Here is a 19,378-nt window from a genome sequence, read left to right as displayed (position 1 = left end):
TTCTTGACTCAAGCATTAATGCAGTACGATCTTCAAAGCTAAGATGATGGTATGACAATTTTATATACTCCATAAACCCTTTAAATTAATTAGGTGGTTTATGTCGCACTTCAAGTTTTACTCTGCCCGCTGATTTTAATTTGATGATCTTCTGTTATTTTAAGAAAATATTTAAATAAATAAGGGAGATGCTGTATAAAATCATCTGAATTATTTTTTAAAATATTATCTGTTATTTTTTAATGATTGCAAAATTTTCTAATCAAAATAAAGGGAATTATTTTAGCGTAGAACCGTGGTTATTTTAGTGTGTATTTTAAATAAACCTTGTGTTTAGCAAATATAGAGCGTATAAAGCTAACTCTCCTTTGCGGGGTGGAGCAGTCTGGTAGCTCGTCGGGCTCATAACCCGAAGGTCGTTGGTTCAAATCCGGCCCCCGCATCCAACTTTTAATGCTTATAGTGATTGAATATTTGTCCATAATTGTGAGAATTGGGACAGTGAAAAGTTTAAAATAATCAAATTTGATTGTGTTTTTATCCGATTTTTGAAAGATGAAATTTTAATAAAATTGAACAGCTTTCTTAAATGATCACCTAAGCTCATATAATGAGTCAGTTATGTTGAATAATGTAGAAAATTGGCAGTTGGCCACTGCAGTCAATGGTCAGGAAATTTTTGTAAAAGTAATGCCGCTGAAAAAGAAGCAGCGCTCGAGCCAAGGTTTTATCTGGGTGGAAGTCGGTAAAATGATTGAGCTTCAGTCCGGCCAGCAGGTGGAATTTAACCTGGATGGTAAAAGTTTTTATATTGCTTTAAATCAGTTATATAAATTGAATTAATTTATTTTTATTGCATTCAGAACAGAAGTCTGTATAGTGGTCCTTAACTAGAAGAATTACTATTGTTTCAGCAAATCTTTTCCCTCCGTCGTTTTTTAATATCCTTCGTAGTATCAGATTTTTAGTTTCAAAGTCATTTTCCAGTTAATTATTGGTTTATCTATGACCAATTTAAAAGTTTTTTAATACAGGATTATCTTATGTCAAATACAGTTACTGGTACTGTGAAATGGTTTAATGAAACTAAAGGTTTTGGTTTTATTCAGGCAGATTCAGGTCAGGACGTTTTTGCTCATTACAGCGAAATTACCAACCAGGGCTTCAAAACTTTACATGAAGGCCAGCGCGTTGAATTTACCATCGTAGCGGGTAAAAAAGGCGACCAGGCCAGCGGTATTACTGCAATCTAATTGCCGGTTTCGCTGCAAAAAGCTCATCTTCTGATGGGCTTTTGTTTTTTTAGCATCTGCTAAAAACAGATGTGCTGTGGTCGGTACAGATGCATAGAAATTTTGGTCAGAAGGCTTTAAACTAGCCCGGTTTTTAGCGCCGTATCCGATTTTCTCCCCTATGAAAGATTCGCTGCGCATTTTCTGTTTCCCGAGGTTCCTACATTGAGTTCACATCCTGTCATTCAAGAACTGTTTGATCGTCCTATTGAGCGAAAGCTGTGGGTGGCACCAATGGCAGGCGTCACGGATCGGCCGTTTAGAACACTGTGCAAATATTTTGGTGCAGGCCATGCAGTCAGTGAAATGATGACTTCGGACAAGACGTTGCGCATGAGCAAAAAAAGTCTGTATCGGGCCAACTTTGATGGTGAAATCGCGCCGATTTCTGCACAAATTGCCGGTTCTGATCCGGCTGATCTGGCTGAAGCTGCGCGTTATCAGGTGGCCAATGGCGCACAGATTGTCGACATCAATATGGGCTGTCCTGCCAAAAAAGTATGTAACAAGCTGGCGGGTTCGGCGTTGTTACAAGATGAAGATCTGGTCGCCCGGATTTTAGATGCAGTGGTGGAAGCAGTCGATGTGCCGGTAACCTTAAAAACCCGACTCGGTTTTTTAAACGGTCAGGAAAATATTCTGCGTGTGGCCAAGCGTGCTGAACAGGCCGGTATTGCAGCGCTGGCCCTGCATGGTCGTACCCGCGAAGATATGTACCTGAACACGGCGCGTTATGAGTTAATCAAGCAGGTTAAGGCCGAGCTGAATATTCCCCTCATTGCCAATGGCGACATCGACAGTCCGGAAAAAGCTAAAATGGTGCTGGATTATACCGGTGCAGATGCGATTATGATTGGCCGTGCGGCACAAGGCCGTCCCTGGATTTTCCGTGAAATTGCCCATTATCTGACGATCGGTGAACATTTGGCTGCACCGAGTATTGAAGAAGTCAAACAGGTATTGCTTGGGCATTTATCTGAACTTTATAGCTTTTATGGAGAATATTCAGGCTGCCGTATTTCACGTAAACATATTGCCTGGTACACCAAAGGACTGCGTTCTAGCAATGAATTCCGCCAGAATATGTACCGTGTGGAAAGCACGGCCGAGCAGTATCAGGTGGTGGAAAACTATTTTAATCAACTGTTAGAACATGGCAACATCATGAGTGATGTGCAGGTTGAACAGGTGAATCTGTTAGAAACCAAATAATTAAATATCTATCATAATTGTGGCGCATTAGAGCGCCATTTTTTATCCCCGATTTTATCCGTTTACAATCTCTACAGACCTGAACACAGGGCAACATACGCTCACTGAACACGGACAGGACTTGGACATTGCAGGGCTTGGCTTGCTCTATGCTAGGTAAGTCTTCACTTGGCAAGATGATATTCCAGTCTTGTTAATAACAATGATCCAGGGAGTTTCAACATGACCAATACTAATCGTCCTGTGACTGAATTTAGCCATAAGACCTCAACAGAATTACCACAAGAACGAAGCCAGGGTTTAAATGTCGACCCGACCGATGTGAATGCACGTCCTGATTTGGACACCAATCGTGTCCCGGATATGAATGAAGCAGGCGATCATCCTGTGGGTACTAGTGTCGGTGTATTAGGGGGGCGGCAACCGGTGCTGCCGTCGGTGCTGCAGCTGGACCAGTCGGTGCCGTAGTGGGTGGTATTGCCGGTGGTGTAGTGGGTGGATTGGCCGGTAATGAAATTGCCGATGCGATTGATCCGACTGCAGAAGATGTGTACTGGCGTGATCAGTACCAGAACCGTCCATATTATAATGAAACCCGCAGTGTTTATGCCGATGTCGACTATGACCGTGATTATCGAGGGGCCTATCGTCTGGGCTATGAAAACCGTCCTTTATATGAACAAAATGTCGATTTTGACCGGGCCGAGCCAGAACTGCGCACCAAATGGGAACAGATGAAAGGCGATTCCCGTCTAAACTGGGAAGAAGCTAAATTTGCAGCCAAAGATGCCTGGCAACGTGTCACCCGTTAAAGTATTCAAGCCATTATTAAGCCAATAAAAAAACATCTCCGCGGAGATGTTTTTTTATTGTTCTCGCTTAGTGACTGGTCATTTCCAGCACCAGTTGATTAATTAAATCACCGGCTTCCATGTCACGAATCAGACCGACATTGGCACCGGCCCAGAATGCACCGAATCCCTGTTCGCCTTGCTGGCTGGCTGCGGCATGTAACTGCTTGCCAATATCATAAGTATACGGATAGGTCGGTACCGCCGGACGGTTTGGTGTATCCACCAAACGGTGCCATTGATTGACCAGACCACGTGCCGGACGGCCGGAAATTGAATCGGTAATTTGGGTACAGCTCTGGCTAAATAAAGCCTTGCGATACGCCTCATTGGCATTGGAAGATTTACATTGCACAAAGGCGGTCCCGAGCTGCACCGCAACTGCGCCAAGGTTCATGACACGTTGTGCATGTTGACCATTCATAATTCCACCAGCCGCAACCACCGGAATCTGACAGTGCTGGGTCAGTAAAGTCACTAAATCTACCGTGCGGATACCGCCATCAATAGCGGCATTAAACAGGCCACGATGACCGCCAGCCTCTACGCCTTGGGCAATAATAATATCAATACCCGCCGCTTCAATGGCTTGTGCTTCGGCCAGATTGGTGGCAGAGACCATGGTGATAATCCCGGCCTGTTTTAGCGCCTGAATCTGATGCGCGTGCGGAATACCAAAATGAAAACTCACCGCCTGAGGGCGGGTTTCCAGCACCAGATTCAGATAATCATCATTGCTTAAAAAACTAGGATACAGATTTTTGAGCTGGGTCGGCAGCGCTACGCCATAATGGACAAAATGCGGACTTAAATAATCCAGCCAGACCTGAGCAGCAGCTTCATCCAGCGGCTCGGGTTGATGACAGAAGAAATTGACCTGAAAAGGGCAGTCGGTCAGGTCCTGGGTTTTTAAAATCTGTTCTCGGGCAGACGCCACTGAACTGGCCCCTAAACCTAGTGAACCCAAGCCGCCCTGGTTGGAAACTTCGGCAGCCAGTTCAGGTGTCGAAACACCGGCCATCGGCGCTAAAAAAATAGGATGTTTAATGCCGAGCTGTTCCAATATAGACATGCGATTTCTCCTTATTCTTCCTACACTTTGCCCAAGCTGAACAAAATTAGCAAATCATAATCATTATTTATTTTTTAAATAATCTGCCGGTTCTTACACAGCAGTTACATTCGTTGCGACAAGCTGGGTCGTGCTAACGCATCGGCTTGCTAGGCGCAACATTTTCGCTTTTTTATAATCAGCTTATCTCCTGATTTCTGCTGAAACGCATGTCTGAACGTATCCGTGAAAAACTGCAAATTTTAGCCGATGCTGCCAAATATGATGTGTCCTGCTCATCGAGTGGCAGTCGGCGCAAAAATAAAGACCAAGGGCTGGGCAATACCGGTAATGGCATCTGTCACAGCTATACCGAAGATGGGCGCTGTGTTTCGCTGCTTAAAATCCTGTTCTCCAATGTTTGCATTTATGACTGTGCCTATTGCGTGTCGCGGCGTTCCAATGATGTGAAACGCGCAGCCTTTACCGTACAGGAAGTGGTCGATCTGACCATAAATTTTTACCGGCGCAATTATATTGAAGGGCTGTTTTTAAGTTCCGGTATTTTTAAATCGGCCGATTACACCATGGAACGAATGCTACAGGTGGTGAAAAAGCTGCGGCTGGAAGAAAACTTTAATGGATATATTCATTTAAAAACCATCCCGGGCGCATCTCAGGAAATTATTACCGAAGCCGGTTTATATGTTGACCGGATGAGTATTAATCTGGAAATGCCGACCGAAGCCGGACTACAGCAGTTTGCCCCGGAAAAAAGTCATGCCGAAGTGCAGAAGGATTTGGGTATTGTCCGCGATCGCCTGATTCAACTGAAAGATGAATCGAAAATCATCAAATCGGTACCGAAGTTTGTTCCGGCCGGACAAACCACGCAGATGGTGGTGGGTGCACATAATGAAACCGACCAAGACATTATTATGATGGCCGATCGGCACTACAAAGAATTCAAGCTAAAACGGGTTTATTTTTCTGGTTATATTCCAATTAATACACAGGAAAAGGCCTTGCCCGCTGTCGGTTCAGCGCCGCCGTTGCTGCGTGAAAACCGGCTCTATCAAAGTGACTGGTTAATGCGTTTTTATGGTTTTGCTGCGCATGAACTGGTGGATGATCAACATCCCAATTTAGACCTGGATGTCGACCCGAAATTGGGCTGGGCACTGCGTCATCCAGAGGCTTTTCCGGTAGATATCAACCGTGCCGACTACCAGTTGATTTTACGGGTGCCGGGTATAGGCGTGCGTTCGGCGCAGAAAATTGTGCAGGCGCGCCGGTTTGGGCACATTCATATAGATCAGCTAAAACGCATGGGCGTGGCCTATAACCGTGCCCAGCATTTTATTCGCTGTGCCGACAGCCCGAAATTTAAAAAAGAGCCGCCAGCGCAGCAGATTCGCCAGCAGATTTTACAGTCGGGGCAATCCAAATATCAGCAGCAGCTCTCGCCACAACTGGGCTTTGCTTTTTAATGGCCACCTACTGCTTTGATGGCACGCTCACCGGCTTGCTTTGCTGTGTGTTTCGGGCATTTCGCTTTCAAGAGTTTGATGTACACATTACCGCCAATCCGCAGTCCCAGCATGGCCTGTTTGATGAGTTTATTGTCGTGTCTTCACAGGATGTGCAGGGGCGGCGGGTCTGGCAGGGCTTGAAACAGAAAATCCAGCCCGGCAGCTTGCGTCAGTTTTATCTGTGCTTTTTGTCGGAGCAGGAACAGGCCTTTCAGCATCTGTTTGATTTTTGCATTTATGTTTTTCAACACGGCCATGCGGTGGATGGTAATTATGGCCATCCGGCGGTGTTGGGCATGGCACAGTGGGCCAAGCAGGTGGGCCGGGAAAAACATCGCATGGAAGCTTTTGTACGCTTTAAAAAATGTCAGGATGGTCTGTTCTTAAGTCTGGTGCGGCCAGATTTTAATGTATTACCGCTGATCGAGCGGCATTTTAAGGCGCGTTACCAAGATCAGCGCTGGCTGATTTATGACGAACAGCGTGATTACGGCATTTATTATGATCTGGATGATGTGCATCAGGTTCAGATGAATGCCCGGCAGCTGGATCTCCAGCTGGGCAGTGGCCACAGTCAGGCCTTTAGTATCGAGCTGGATGCTGAAGAATTTTTATATGACCAGCTGTGGAAAGATTATTTTCACAGCGTCAATATTCAGGCACGGCAGAACATGAAGCTGCATATTCAGTATGTACCGAAACGTTACTGGCGCTATATGAATGAAAAGTCGCTCTAACTTTCATCCCGGCCGGTTTCATCAGTATAATGCCCGGGTTGTATCGTGGAAAAGGTAAAAGCATGAAGGGGTATGTAGGGGCTGTTTTGCTCACAATAACAGGTTTGACAGCATGTGGACCACATGAGGCAGAGCAGGTACAGGTCCAGCCTGAACAGTACCAGGTGGCCAGTGCAGAGCAGCTACAGCAGCGCTTTAGTGCCTTAAACCGTCAACTGGAAGCCGATTTTCAGCAGTTTAAGCAGCTGGAAAGTATTGCCTTTGCCCAGCAGTTTCCTTTAGATGCCGATAATCTGATGACCTTGAACCAGCATCTGGTCAGCAGTACCGCCTTAAAGCCGACCAAAGCCGGCTATTGCGATATGATGAATGGCTATTTTGCCGAGATGTATCGTCTCGGACATTATAATCTGGAACTGCTTGATCAGATCCAGCTGCCCCAGGCTCAACAGGAAAATTTAAAGCAGAATTTTGCCAATGCCGACAATTTTTACGATTTTATTTTAAACCGCTATACCAGCTATCGTCAGGTGCAGCAAACCATGAATTATGGCTGTAACCTGAAAGCGGCTTTACAGTAAACACAGCCCTAAGGTAAAAAAACCGCCCGATTTGCTTGGCGGTTTTTTTATAAAGGTGTGACATGGAACAACGAGCCAATCCAGTGTGCGAATAGCATGGCCACCACGCCCCAGACCGTGACCCGCAAGCTGCCTCTGAGCATGGAGGTGCCGGCAAAATAGCTGGACAGGGCACCGAGTAAGGCCAGCGATAAGACACCTACAATCACAATGCTTCGGTCCAGATATTCCACCGGACTAAAGACAATGGTCAGTAAAGGCAACAGCGCCCCTAAAGAAAATGCAATCGCCGAGGATGCCGCCGCCTGTACCGCATTGGCGGCAGTATTTTCATGAATGCCGATTTCATCGCGGGCGTGGGCGGCTAGGGCATCTTTGGCGGTCAGCTGTACCGCCACTTCATGCGCTAGCTCAGGCGTCAGGCCGCGCAAGGTATAAATATGGGTCAGTTCTTTTAGTTCCAGATCGGGGTTTTTACGCAGTTCTCTGGATTCCATGTGCAGATCAGCCTGCTCGATATCTTCCTGGGATTTGACCGAAATATATTCGCCGGCAGCCATGGAACTGGCGCCTGAAATCAGGCCGGCAATACAAGTAATCAGCAGGGTCTGGCTGGAAGCACCACTGGCCGCCATCCCGATCACCAGACTGGTCACCGAAATAATCCCATCATTGGCTCCCAACACCGCAGCACGTAACCAGCCCGTTCTTAAAATATAATGTTTTTCATGATGATGTGAATAACTCATAGCCCGCCTGATTTTTTATTGTATGCGGCTATCTTAACCCAGAGATGAAAAAAGCCCCAACTTTTGGGGCTTTTTGAACGGCAAGTCAGGAATTAACAGCCGGTCAGCTTTTCCGGTTGTGGGCGTTCTTCCGGGAAGAAGAATGGACGCAGTTTGACTCCAATGCCATTGCCAATAAAGGCAAATACCAGCCACAGCCAGCCATGTAAACTGCCAGAGGCAATACCACTGAAATAGGCACCAATATTACAGCCGTAGGCCAGACGTGCGCCATAACCTAACAGCAAACCGCCAACGATTGCCGCCATCAGGGAGCGTTTTGGAATATTAAAGTTCGGTGCGAATTTGCCGGCCAGACTGGCTGCCAGCAGGGCGCCGAGCATAATCCCGAAGTTCATCATCGAGGTAATATCAAACCATAACGACTCTGTCAGTGCTTTGGCATTGGCTGGTTGCTGCCAGTAGCTCCAGGAGGCTACATCAACACCCACAAAACTGGCCGATTTGGCGGCCCAGACGGCCAGCGCAGAGGTTACGCCCCAAGGACGTCCAGCCAACGCAAGAGTAGCGAAGTTCAGCAGGGTCAGGATGATACCGCCCCACACCAACGGCCACGGGCCACGTAAGAAGCGTTTCCAGCCCTGATACTGTGCAGCCGGTTCAACCTCCAGACTGCCATGACGTTTCTTTTCATACCATACGGTAACCAAGGCAATCAGGGCAAACAGCACAAAGTTCAGCAATAACGCCGGCATCACACCTAAGCTGGTGACCAGTGAAATAGGTGCCAGATGCGGCAGGTTAAACCACCAGTCTAAATGCGTGGTGGCAATCAGTGAGCCTAAGCAGAAGAATACCAGTGTTACCAGCATGCGTGCGCTACCACCACCCACGGTATACAGCGTACCAGAAGCACAGCCGCCGCCGAGCTGCATGCCAATACCAAAAATAAAGGCACCAATCATCACCGACATTGACACTGGGCTAACAAAACCATTGACCGGATTGCCAAACAGTTCACCTGCACCTAAGGCTGGGAAAAACAGCAGTACTGCCAGACCAAGCATGATCATTTGTGCACGCAGACCGCGACCACGACCTTGCTTGATAAACACCCGCCAGCTTGAGGTAAAACCAAAAGAAGCATGGTACAGGGTCATCCCCAGTGCACCACCAATCAGGAATAATAGTGCCTGGTTAATGCCCACCACCTGATAGGCGCCAATACAGCCAATAAACAATAACACCAGCGCGACCCAGATCGAGCGATTCGACCGGTCGGCTTTTGCAGCAATAATAGACATAGACAATAACAGGGAGAGAAATCAGAATCCTGAGTATTTTAGTGGAAATTTAAACTTTTAACCTGACAGAAACAGTCATTTAAGCTATTTTTAATTTTAAATTTCTAATTTCAAATATTAGTAAAATGAATAATAAAAAAGCTCCCGGAAGGGAGCTTTTAGCGAGGAAGTGAATTTTATTGCTGGGCTTCTTCACGCACGTTCGCAGCACCTTGTTCAACAGCACCGGCTGCGGTTGCAGTTGCATCTTTGGTGGCTTCCTTGGTTTCATCCCAAGCCTGACTGGTTGCCGCAGCGGCATTATCCGCGGCCTGATCTAACTCTGCAGCAGCTTCATCCGTTGCAGCATCCATTTCAGCTGAAGCTTCTTCAGCAGCACCGGAAATATCATGACCTGCCTGTTCAGCAGCATTTTCCAGATGCTCGCCAGTGGTTGCACCTGTTTCAGGCGCCTGATCACGGTTACAGCCCACTAAAGCAACGGTAGCAGCAAGACCTAAAGCAACAAGTAATTTATTCATTGTCATATTCCTTTTAATTCTATTCTCAAGGCAAATATCCACAACAGCAGTGAATATTCAAAAATATAAACCAGTTCTGATCTGGCAATAGATAACAAATTGTTGATTAAATGTAAGAAAATGAAATACAAAAAAAGCCTATAGGGTAGTGCACGCTATAGGCTTGTGGCGTTCTAGAGTTAATTCAGCAGAATTATTGCCCTGAACGGATGATGTAGTCAAAGGCAGATAAGGATGCTTTTGCGCCTTCGCCTGTAGCAATAATAATCTGCTTATATGGGACTGTAGTACAGTCACCCGCCGCAAATACACCTTTGACGTTGGTTTCGTTGCGGTCGTTAATCACAATCTCACCACGGTTGCTCAGCTCAACTGCTGTTTCTTTCAAGAAATCGGTATTTGGTAATAAACCGATCTGTACAAAGATCCCTGCCAGTTCAACCGTATGCTCTTCGTCTGTTGCACGGTCTTTATATTTCAGCGCTGTCACTTGTGAACCATCACCCACGACTTCTGTTGAAAGCGCATTTTTGATGACAGTCGTGTTTGGCAAGCTGTTCAGTTTATCTTGCAATACCTGATCGGCACGTAACTTGGTATCAAATTCTACTAAGGTTACATGCTCAACAATACCGGCCAAGTCAATTGCGGCCTCTACACCCGAGTTACCCCCACCAATGACTGCAACACGTTTGCCTTTGAATAAAGGACCATCACAGTGCGGGCAATACGCCACACCACGGGTACGGTATTCTGCTTCACCTGGGACATTCATCTCTCTCCAGCGTGCACCGGTTGAAAGCACCACAGTTTTCGATTCCAGCTTGGCACCGTTTTCCAAGGTCACTTCAACTAAACCGTTGGCGGTTTCATCTGCACCTTTAATGTCAGATACACGTTGTAGGTTCATGATGTCGACACCGTATTCACGTACGTGTGCTTCCATTTCAGCGGCAAATTTTGGACCTTGGGTTTTCTTGATTGAAGTGAAGTTTTCAATGTCCATGGTGTCCATCACCTGACCACCAAAACGTTCTGCCACGATACCGGTGTTAATGCCTTTACGTGCTGCATAAATCGCTGCAGTATTCCCGGCAGGACCACCACCAATCACCAGTACATCGAACGCAGCTTTGGCATTCAGCTTTTCCGCTTCTTTGGCTGCAGAGTTGGTATCCAATTTGGCAATGATTTCTTCCAGCGTCATACGACCCTGACCGATGTGATTGCCGTCCTGGAACACCATCGGTACCGCCATGATCTTACGTTCTTCCACTTCATCCTGGAAGAATGCACCATCAATCATGGTAGCAGTAGTGCCGGGGTTATAAATCGCAATCAGGTTCAATGCCTGCACCACATCTGGACAGTTGTGACAGCTTAACGATACGAATACATCGAAATCCGATTGGATACCCAAGTCTTTAATAGAAGCTAATACTTCATCAGACACTTTTGGTGCATAGCCCGAAGTTTGTAACAATGCCAGAATCAAAGAGGTGAACTCATGGCCCATTGGCAAACCTGCGAAGAATACACGCGGTTGCTCACCGGCTTTGGCGACACCAAAGCTTGGTGCACGTTTGTTGTTACCATCGAAGCGTGCAGTCACCTGATCAGACAGGGCGGCAATTTCAGTTACCAGTTCTTTGATTTTGTCTGATTTGTCAGAGCTATCTAAAGTGGCCACTAATTCGATTGGACCTTCAAGGCGTTCTAACAAGGCTTTTAATTGGGCTGTGGTATTTTGATCTAACATTGCTAACGTCTCCAGAGGAGTAAAATGTATTTGATAAAGACATGATAGGAGAAAATATTTAATTGGTGAAACGGTTTGTTTTTATCAAAACAATCGGTTTTTTAAATCAAATAATAAAAATCATGTATTTATGCAGAAGTTGCACATAAAAATGTATGGCTTTATCTTCTAAGATGTGGCTTGTCACTGGAATTTTCAAGAATTGACAATAAGAAAATCAAAGATTTGCTATTTGTGACTAAAACTAGGCATTATCCTGAGCAATGGCATTTAAAATTACAAAGGTGAGTATCAAGATGAGTTTAAGCCGAGGCATTTATCAGCATTATAAAGGGCAGTTGTATCAGGTGTTGCATGTGGCCACGCACAGTGAAACCGAGGAAAAGCTGGTGGTCTACCAGTGTTTATATGGTGATTATTCCATTTGGGTTCGACCACTGAGCATGTTTACCGAATCGATCAGTCTGGAAGATGATCGTGAATTACCGCGTTTTAAACTGGTTCAGGAAATGATGTGAGAGGTGAAATTGCTGCACCTCAATTCAAGGTCGCAACGAGACCTTGTTAAAGTGTAAATCGTACTCCAGATATTTTTGCACAAAAGCAGCTTTATCATGACTGCGTAGCAGATTGTTATAGATAAATTCTGGCACAGGATGATAAAGCTCTGCCAACCCATTGTTATAAAATATTTTTAAGTAGCGTGTTGAAGTATTGTATTTGCAGAAGGTTACAGTCAGGACAGTTCCCATTAGCCATTCCTCCTTTATTGTGTTTGGAATCGTTATAGTTTGACCATATGCCAAATGCAGAGCCGGATGTATTACTGATTTGTAAGAATTTTCAACTTTATCCGCGAAAGTCGAGTGTTGTGTGCCAACACTCCCGGTCAAAGCGCAGCGTATGGGGACAATCTGCACCACGGTTGCAGCAACACTAAACATTCACTGCAAAAAACTACACTCAGAAAAATCAGAATCTTCTAAGCTTAGCGGCATCTCTGTAATAAAAACAATCGACTGAGCCATTCTCATGCAACTTTTTCAGTGCAGTTATTGTCAGCATCCGATTTATTTCGACAATACCCAGTGTACCGTGTGCCAGCATTATTTAGGTTTTGATGCGCAATATATGCATATGCTGGCGTTGCAACCGGGCCCGCGAGCAGGGGAACTTGTTGAAGTGGTCACGCAAAAGGCTTACCGTTTTTGCCAAAATCATCAGCATCAGGTCTGTAACTGGATTATTCCGTTTGACAGTCCGGAGCAGTTTTGTCCGGCCTGCCGTTTAAACCGGATTATCCCGGATTTAAACCAGCCGCAATATTACTGCCGCTGGCAAAAAATCGAGTTGGCCAAGCATCGCCTGGTCTATGCCTTGCTGCGCTGGAATTTGCCTTTACTGAGCAAGCTGGAAAGTCCTGAACGTGGGCTGGTGTTCGACTTTAAGGCCAATCCGAATGATGATCGTGCTCCCAAAGTCATGACCGGCCATGCCAGCGGGGTGATTACTTTAAATATTGCCGAAGCCGATGATGTCGAGCGGATGATGGCCAAGCAGAATATGGCCGAAGTGTACCGGACTTTGCTGGGGCATTTCCGGCATGAAATTGGCCATTATTATTGGGATGTTCTGGTGGCGAACAGTGATTATCTGGCACGCTTTCGGCAACTTTTTGGGGATGAGCGCGCCTGTTATCAGCAGGCGGTGAAGGACTATTATCAGCACGGCGCACCAAGCAACTGGATGGATGCCTATATTAGTGCCTATGCCACCATGCATCCGTGGGAAGACTGGGCGGAAAGCTGGGCGCATTATTTACATATTGTTGATGTGCTGGAAACGGCAACTTCTTTTGGCATGAGTATTCATCCGCAAATTGTGCATGAAGAGCAGCATTTTATGTACTTCAAGCAACGTGAAAATCCGTATTTTTTGACCGACTTTAACGAGATTTTTCAGGCCTGGTTGCCAGTGGCTTTTGCCATGAATAGTGTGAATCGGAGTATGGGGCAGGAAGATTTTTATCCCTTTGTGATTAGTCCGAAGGTGATGGAAAAATTACAACTGATTCATCAGGTGATCCATGGTTTGCCGCCAGTTTCGGACAATCCAATTCCTGTAGATGGTTAATGCTTGATCCATCTTCAAACCCTCATCTATCATAAAACCATCCCACCTTATAAACGGCGGCATTGTCCTGTTTTATCGCCCTGTACCGTGTTACGTCCGCCCACCGGTGGTGTCGCGTTATTTTCACATTCCAGATTGCCATCGACCTGATTACGGCTAATATTCAGCGTACCCCGATTGTTTTTGAGCTGGATATTGCCATTTACACGGTTATTGTGCAGCTGGGTCAGCTTGCCGCGTTCCAGTTGAATATTGCCTTCAATGCGGTTATTGGTCGCCACCAGCTGTGCAAAACGGCCTTTGGATTCCAGATTGCCATCAATATGGCTGTTTCGGAGAATGGCTTTGGCACCATCGGCCAGCATGACATTGCCATCGACCTGCACATTAGTTAAGGTGCATTGCTTGCCAACGAAAATATTGTCGGAAATCGAACGATCTTTTAAGCTGCCGCTACACTGCACATCAGCCCAGGCCGGCAGGGACAGGGTGGTGAATAAGGCTGCAATTAATAGGGTTTTCATCGGTCTATCCATAGCGCATTTTTCAGTAGCTTAATCAACGCAGATGAAAATAAAAAGAATCTACAGCAGCTAAAATTGAGTAAAAATGTAAGCGCATCAATAAAAAAACCACGCGATCAAGCGTGGTTTTTTTCAATCAGTTTAATCTAATACAGATTAGATTTTACCAACTAGGTCGATTGAAGGAGCAAGTGTTGCGTCGCCTTCTTTCCATTTTGCTGGGCAAACTTCACCTGGGTGAGCGTGAACGTATTGAGCAGCTTTTACTTTGCGAAGAAGTTCTTGCGCGTCACGGCCGATACCACCCGCGTTGATTTCGATGATCTGGATTTTGCCTTCTGGATCGATGACGAAAGTACCACGATCAGCAAGACCGTCAGCTTCAATTAATACTTCGAAGTTTTTAGACAGTGTCCAAGTTGGGTCGCCAACCATTACGTATTGGATTTTTTTGATTTCTTCTGAAGAATCGTGCCAAGCTTTGTGCGTGAAGTGAGTGTCAGTAGAAACTGCATAGATTTCAACGCCTAATTTTTGGAATTCAGCGTAGTTGTCAGCAAGGTCACCAAGCTCAGTTGGGCAAACGAAAGTGAAGTCAGCTGGGTAGAAGAATACAACTGACCATTTGCCTTTAAGATCAGCTTCAGTTACTTCAACGAATTGACCGTTGTGGTAGGCATTTGCTTTAAATGGTTTAACTTCAGTATTAATTAAGCTCATCATTGTCTCCATGATTGAGGTTTGTTTTGAATTTCAATTAGATTATAGAAATTTGCTTTATTGCTGAAATGGTATTTTTACATTACCACCATCGGAAAAACCGAATTGATGATTGTTTAAGCCATATTCAGGCGGTGTGTATTATTATGTAGCCGAAAAATATGATGACCACATGACAATTAAAAAGTACACCTTTTTCATTCCTCATCAAACATGATGTCAAGCTCGGTAAAATTCAAGGGTAAAGCAAAAATATTTTTTATTTTTAGGCAGACTGCTTGGAAATGTTCGTCATCGTCACAATCTAGAAGCCACCGTACTCAGTTTGCGGACAGCGGATTCGCTGCAAAAGCAGACAGGCTGGAGGGTCTGTTCGTTCATTTCATGGGCGGATTCTTCCGCTGGCTGTCATTACAGCGTAAAATAGCCGATTGATATTTTTTTATTTAAATTAGGAATCTTGTTCTGTGCAGAGTCATTTAAATGTAGATCAACTCGTTATGGCGCGTGACCGTCATCGTTTAAATCGACTGCGTAAAGGAAAAGATGCAAATGAAAAACAATATTCTGAGCTATTTGAAAAATCCAATCTGAAAGTTCGGGAACGCCTGGGCCGTATTCCAAACATCAAACTGAATCAGGATTTGCCGGTCACCCAATACGCCGACAAGCTGGTTGAGGCAATTCAAAAACATCAGGTGATTATTGTGGCGGGGGAAACCGGTTCGGGGAAAACTACCCAGTTGCCGCAAATTGCCATGCTGGCCGGGCGCGGTTTAACCGGTCTGATTGGTCATACCCAGCCGCGTCGTCTGGCCGCGCGCAGTGTCTCGCAGCGGATTGCCGAAGAAGTCGGTGAAAAACTTGGTGAATCCATTTCCTTTAAAGTCCGTTTTAATGAACAGGGCTCGCAGGATTCGCTTGTCCGCTTAATGACCGATGGTATTTTATTGGCAGAGCTGGCCAATGACCGTTACTTAAGCAAATACGACACCATTATTATTGATGAAGCGCATGAACGTTCCCTGAATATTGACTTCATCATGGGTTATTTAAAGCAGCTGTTGCCACGGCGTAAAGATCTCAAAGTCATCATTACCTCAGCGACTTTGGACGTAAACCGTTTCAGCAATTACTTTAATGGCGCGCCGATTTTTGAAGTCGAAGGGCGCAGCTATCCGGTTGAGGTACGTTACCGTCCCATTTCCGAACTGAGCATTGGCGGCAGTGATGATGATGAGTTTGATGACTTTGAAGAAAACCTGCCGCGTGCAGTGGTGCAGGCGGTGGAAGAATGCTTTGCCGATGCACAGGAAAAAGGTCATCCTGAACATGCCGATATTCTGGTGTTTGCCAGCACCGAGCAGGAAATTCGTGAATTACAGGAAACCTTAATCAAGCATGGCCCGCGCCATACGGAAGTGTTGCCGCTATATGCACGTCTGGCCCTGGCCGAGCAGCAGAAAATCTTTAATCCATCGGGCGGTGGCCGACGGATTATTATTGCTACCAACGTCGCGGAAACGGCGTTAACTGTACCGAATATCCGCTATGTGATTGACAGTGGTTTTGCCCGGATTTCACGTTATAACTATCGTTCACGTGTACAGCGTCTGCCAATTGAAGCAGTTTCGCAAGCCGCAGCCAACCAGCGTAAAGGCCGTTGTGGCCGTATTGCACCGGGTGTCTGTATCCGTCTGTATTCGGAAGAAGATTTCTTAAGCCGTCCGGAATTTACCGAACCGGAAATTAAACGCACCAACTTAGCTTCGGTGATTTTGCAGATGCAAAGTCTGGGCCTCGGTTCGCTGGAAGATTTTGATTTTATCGAGCCCCCAGATCATCGACTGGTCAATGATGGTCGCAAGCTTTTGATTGAGCTTGGCGCAATGACGGAGAAGAAAGCGAATCCGTCTAAAGCGACTGACGAAAATAATAATCTCCCTCTGTCTAAAAGAGGGGTTGGGGGAGATTCCTTAACCAAAATTGGCCAGCAAATGGCAAAAATGCCGATTGATCCACGTCTGGCACGAATGATTCTGGGCGGGGCACATTTTGGTGCCTTAAATGAAATTCTGGTAATTGTGGCGGCACTGGCGGTGCAGGACCCACGGGAACGCCCGGCCGACAAACAGATGCAGGCCGATCAGAAACATGCCTTGTTCCGTGAAGCCGATTCCGATTTCCTGTTTTATCTCAAACTCTGGGATGCCTTGCTGGCCAATCGTGACTTGAGTGAAAACAAGCGCCGAAGCTTTGCCCGTAACCATTTCCTGAGCTGGTTACGTTTACGTGAATGGAAGAAAACCCATGAGCAGCTGGTCGATCTGGCACAGGGGTTAAAACTGTCTTTCAATGAAAAGAAAGCCAGTTATGAAAATCTGCATCGGGCTTTATTAACCGGACTGTTATCGTTTATTGCCAATAAAACCGATGAACGTAATGTGTTTATGGCAGTGCGTCAGCAAAAAGCGCGGGTTTTCCCGGCCTCAACCTTGCATAAGACCAATACCCCGTGGGTGATGGCTTTTGAGATGGTGGAAACCTCGCAGGTGTATTTGCGGACCCTGGCCAAAATTGAGCCGGAGTGGATTCTTCTGGCGGCGCGTGATCTGTTAAAACATCATTATTTTGAACCGCACTGGTCGAAAAAAGCCGGAGTGGTCAATGCCTATGATCAGATTTCACTGTTTGGTTTAATCATTGAACCGAAACGTCAGGTGAATTATGAAAAGGTCGATCAGCCGGCGGCGCATGAGATTTTCCTGCGCGATGCCTTGACTACCGGTAACTTGGGAATTATGCCGCCGTTCTTAAAGCATAATTTACTCAAACTGGAAGAAGTGGAGCGGGTCGAAGACAAGCTGCGCCGCCGCGATCTGGTGGTAGATGAAGAAACCATCTATCAGTTCTATGCCGCAAAAGTGCCGACAGATGTGGCCAGCCGCCGTGCTTTTGAAGACTGGCGCGCGACCGTCGAGCCGAAAGAGCCACGTTATTTATTTGTTGATGATGATGCCTTGTGGCTGAATGATCGCCCGACCACGCAGCAATTCCCGGATTATCTGCGTAATGGCGAATTGCGTCTGGCGGCCAGCTACCGTTTTGATCCGAGCCATGATGAAGATGGTGCGACGGTAAAAATTCCGGTTCAGGCCCTGCCACAGGTCGATGAAAACATCTGGTCCTGGGGGATTCCGGGCTGGCGTGAAGAGCTGATTGAAGCGCTACTGAAAGCCTTGCCGAAAGATAAACGCCGTAACCTGGTGCCAATTCCGGATACCGCGCGCAAACTGAGTGCACGAATTGATGCGACGCATCTGCGTGAGCATATTTTCAGCTTCCTGGCTTTTCAGCTGCGCGGCGATCAGATCACTGAAAAAGACTTTAGCTTTGAACGGGTCGATCAGTATTTGCTGCCGTTTATTAAAGTGATTGATGAAAAAGGCCGAGTCATCGAACAGGGACGTGACCTGAGCGAGCTGAAAGCCCGCTGCCGTACCGAAACCCATAGTCCGGTGAAACAGCTGAAAGGTGAATTTAAAACCTTCCCGGACAACTTTGTGTTTGAAGCCTCGCAAAAAGTCACTGGTGTGGTGGTCAAGCAGTATCAGGCGCTGGTACCGACCAAAGACTTTGCTGCGCTGGAACAGAAAGATGAATCGGGTGTGGTGATTCAAACCTTTAATGATCAGGCAGAGGCAATTAAACAGCATCGGGCCGGCGTGATTCGCCTGATTCATATGCAGCTGGGTGATTTAATCCGCCAGCTGAAAAAACAGATTTCTAAACCGCTGGCGCTGGCTTATTCTCCGTTGGGCGATAAAGCACAGCTGGAACAGATGCTGGTCTATGCCACCTTGCAGATGTCAATTGATGACTTGCCAGTCAACGCTGAACAGTTCCAAACGCTGCTACTTGAGGTAAAAAAATCATTCCTCAGTCATGGACAGAAAGCGCTGTTCAGCTTTAATGAGATTTATATTCAATGGCAGGATATCCGCCGTAAACTGCTGATGCTGGATGAGTCGGTCTTTGCCAAAAATATGGATGATATTGAAGATCAGCTGGACCTCATGAACCTGGCCGATTTCGTGTATAACAAGCCAGCAGACGTCTGGAGCGAATATCCACGTTATCTGAAAGCGCTGGTGCTGCGTTTGGAACGTTTGCCGAATAACCTGCAACGTGATGATGCCGCCATTGTGCAGATTGACCCGTGGATGGACAAACTGTTCAAGTTTAAAAATGACAGCCGCTTGAAAGAATTGTACTTTATGGTGGAAGAATTGCGCATCTCGTTATTCTCGCAGCCAATGAAGACCAAGATGCCAATTTCGCCAAACCGGCTACAAAAAGTATGGGAAAAGCTGGGAATCGGTTAAGATAGAGAGAATTTCAAAAAGGAGTTT

The 19,378-nt window shown here is 46.1% G+C and carries 17 protein-coding genes, 1 tRNA gene and 1 pseudogene; 11 read left to right on the top strand and 8 right to left on the bottom strand.

Going from position 1 to position 19,378, the window contains the following annotated elements; translation table 11 throughout:
* Window positions 1–369 precede the first annotated feature (369 nt).
* The 5 genes and pseudogenes from FTU55_RS03645 (at window position 370) to FTU55_RS03625 (ending at window position 3,316) form a co-directional block, all read left to right on the top strand.
* Window positions 370–446 (top strand) — tRNA-Met (locus tag FTU55_RS03645).
* 175 nt (window positions 447–621) lie between these two features.
* The gene (locus FTU55_RS03640; RefSeq protein WP_005178882.1) at window positions 622–843 is read left to right on the top strand and encodes a hypothetical protein; all 222 of its coding nucleotides are present in this window, start codon (window positions 622–624) and stop codon (window positions 841–843) included.
* Between the two features lie 200 nt (window positions 844–1,043).
* Window positions 1,044–1,253 (top strand): cold-shock protein, encoded by a 210-nt coding sequence (locus FTU55_RS03635; RefSeq protein ID WP_005178879.1) that lies wholly within the window; start codon window positions 1,044–1,046, stop codon window positions 1,251–1,253.
* A 231-nt stretch (window positions 1,254–1,484) separates the two neighbouring features.
* Complete coding sequence (gene dusB, locus FTU55_RS03630) at window positions 1,485–2,504, top strand: tRNA dihydrouridine synthase DusB (protein ID WP_257223323.1); 1,020 nt, start codon at window positions 1,485–1,487, stop codon at window positions 2,502–2,504.
* A 222-nt stretch (window positions 2,505–2,726) separates the two neighbouring features.
* A pseudogene (locus FTU55_RS03625) lies at window positions 2,727–3,316 on the top strand (hypothetical protein).
* A gap of 67 nt (window positions 3,317–3,383) precedes the next feature.
* Here the strand turns inward: FTU55_RS03625 and FTU55_RS03620 are convergent.
* Window positions 3,384–4,427 carry a nitronate monooxygenase family protein gene (locus FTU55_RS03620; RefSeq protein ID WP_168408863.1) on the bottom strand — a complete coding sequence of 348 codons (1,044 nt, stop codon included), beginning with the start codon at window positions 4,425–4,427 and terminating at the stop codon, window positions 3,384–3,386.
* A gap of 209 nt (window positions 4,428–4,636) precedes the next feature.
* On the opposite strand from FTU55_RS03620, the gene FTU55_RS03615 reads away from it, so the two are divergent.
* The 3 genes from FTU55_RS03615 (at window position 4,637) to FTU55_RS03605 (ending at window position 7,256) form a co-directional block, all read left to right on the top strand.
* Window positions 4,637–5,896: a putative DNA modification/repair radical SAM protein gene (locus FTU55_RS03615; RefSeq protein WP_005178869.1), complete on the top strand. Its 1,260-nt coding sequence runs from the start codon at window positions 4,637–4,639 to the stop codon at window positions 5,894–5,896.
* Complete coding sequence (locus tag FTU55_RS03610; RefSeq protein ID WP_180046204.1) at window positions 5,896–6,675, top strand: TIGR03915 family putative DNA repair protein; 780 nt, start codon at window positions 5,896–5,898, stop codon at window positions 6,673–6,675. Before FTU55_RS03615 ends, FTU55_RS03610 begins: the two co-directional genes overlap by 1 nt.
* Window positions 6,676–6,737: 62 nt before the next feature.
* The gene (locus tag FTU55_RS03605) at window positions 6,738–7,256 is read left to right on the top strand and encodes a hypothetical protein (RefSeq protein WP_005178855.1); all 519 of its coding nucleotides are present in this window, start codon (window positions 6,738–6,740) and stop codon (window positions 7,254–7,256) included.
* 47 nt (window positions 7,257–7,303) lie between these two features.
* On the opposite strand, the gene FTU55_RS03600 is transcribed toward FTU55_RS03605, so the two are convergent.
* The 4 genes from FTU55_RS03600 to ahpF form a co-directional block, all read right to left on the bottom strand.
* Window positions 7,304–8,005 carry a VIT family protein gene (locus tag FTU55_RS03600; protein WP_005178853.1) on the bottom strand — a complete coding sequence of 234 codons (702 nt, stop codon included), beginning with the start codon at window positions 8,003–8,005 and terminating at the stop codon, window positions 7,304–7,306.
* Window positions 8,006–8,097: 92 nt separating this feature from the next.
* Window positions 8,098–9,309: a YeeE/YedE family protein gene (locus tag FTU55_RS03595; RefSeq protein ID WP_005178851.1), complete on the bottom strand. Its 1,212-nt coding sequence runs from the start codon at window positions 9,307–9,309 to the stop codon at window positions 8,098–8,100.
* 176 nt (window positions 9,310–9,485) lie between these two features.
* Window positions 9,486–9,830, bottom strand: a complete 345-nt coding sequence (locus tag FTU55_RS03590; RefSeq protein WP_005178845.1) for a hypothetical protein — start codon at window positions 9,828–9,830, stop codon at window positions 9,486–9,488.
* A 193-nt stretch (window positions 9,831–10,023) separates the two neighbouring features.
* Window positions 10,024–11,589, bottom strand: coding sequence for an alkyl hydroperoxide reductase subunit F (gene ahpF, locus FTU55_RS03585; protein ID WP_005179083.1), 1,566 nt, complete (start codon window positions 11,587–11,589; stop codon window positions 10,024–10,026).
* A gap of 296 nt (window positions 11,590–11,885) precedes the next feature.
* On the opposite strand from ahpF, the gene FTU55_RS03580 reads away from it, so the two are divergent.
* The gene (locus tag FTU55_RS03580; protein ID WP_005178842.1) at window positions 11,886–12,107 is read left to right on the top strand and encodes a DUF1653 domain-containing protein; all 222 of its coding nucleotides are present in this window, start codon (window positions 11,886–11,888) and stop codon (window positions 12,105–12,107) included.
* 24 nt (window positions 12,108–12,131) lie between these two features.
* On the opposite strand, the gene FTU55_RS03575 is transcribed toward FTU55_RS03580, so the two are convergent.
* On the bottom strand, window positions 12,132–12,341 hold the full coding sequence (locus FTU55_RS03575) for a KTSC domain-containing protein (protein ID WP_016659128.1): 210 nt from the start codon (window positions 12,339–12,341) through the stop codon (window positions 12,132–12,134).
* Window positions 12,342–12,621: 280 nt separating this feature from the next.
* Here FTU55_RS03575 and FTU55_RS03570 point away from each other — a divergent pair, with 280 nt between their 5' ends.
* Window positions 12,622–13,722: a putative zinc-binding metallopeptidase gene (locus FTU55_RS03570; protein WP_163141722.1), complete on the top strand. Its 1,101-nt coding sequence runs from the start codon at window positions 12,622–12,624 to the stop codon at window positions 13,720–13,722.
* A gap of 47 nt (window positions 13,723–13,769) precedes the next feature.
* Here the strand turns inward: FTU55_RS03570 and FTU55_RS03565 are convergent, their stop codons facing one another.
* Window positions 13,770–14,246 carry a hypothetical protein gene (locus FTU55_RS03565; RefSeq protein WP_016659126.1) on the bottom strand — a complete coding sequence of 159 codons (477 nt, stop codon included), beginning with the start codon at window positions 14,244–14,246 and terminating at the stop codon, window positions 13,770–13,772.
* A 156-nt stretch (window positions 14,247–14,402) separates the two neighbouring features.
* Complete coding sequence (gene ahpC / locus FTU55_RS03560; RefSeq protein ID WP_005178834.1) at window positions 14,403–14,966, bottom strand: alkyl hydroperoxide reductase subunit C; 564 nt, start codon at window positions 14,964–14,966, stop codon at window positions 14,403–14,405.
* Window positions 14,967–15,433: 467 nt separating this feature from the next.
* Here ahpC and hrpA point away from each other — a divergent pair, with 467 nt between their 5' ends.
* A complete protein-coding gene (gene hrpA / locus FTU55_RS03555; protein ID WP_180046202.1) occupies window positions 15,434–19,351 on the top strand; it encodes an ATP-dependent RNA helicase HrpA in 3,918 nt (1,305 codons plus the stop codon).
* Window positions 19,352–19,378 lie beyond the last annotated feature (27 nt).

The sequence above is a fragment of the Acinetobacter sp. YH12117 genome (assembly GCF_013418865.1).
Lineage (GTDB): Bacteria > Pseudomonadota > Gammaproteobacteria > Pseudomonadales > Moraxellaceae > Acinetobacter > Acinetobacter indicus.
This window is presented reverse-complemented; position numbering and strand designations above follow the sequence as displayed.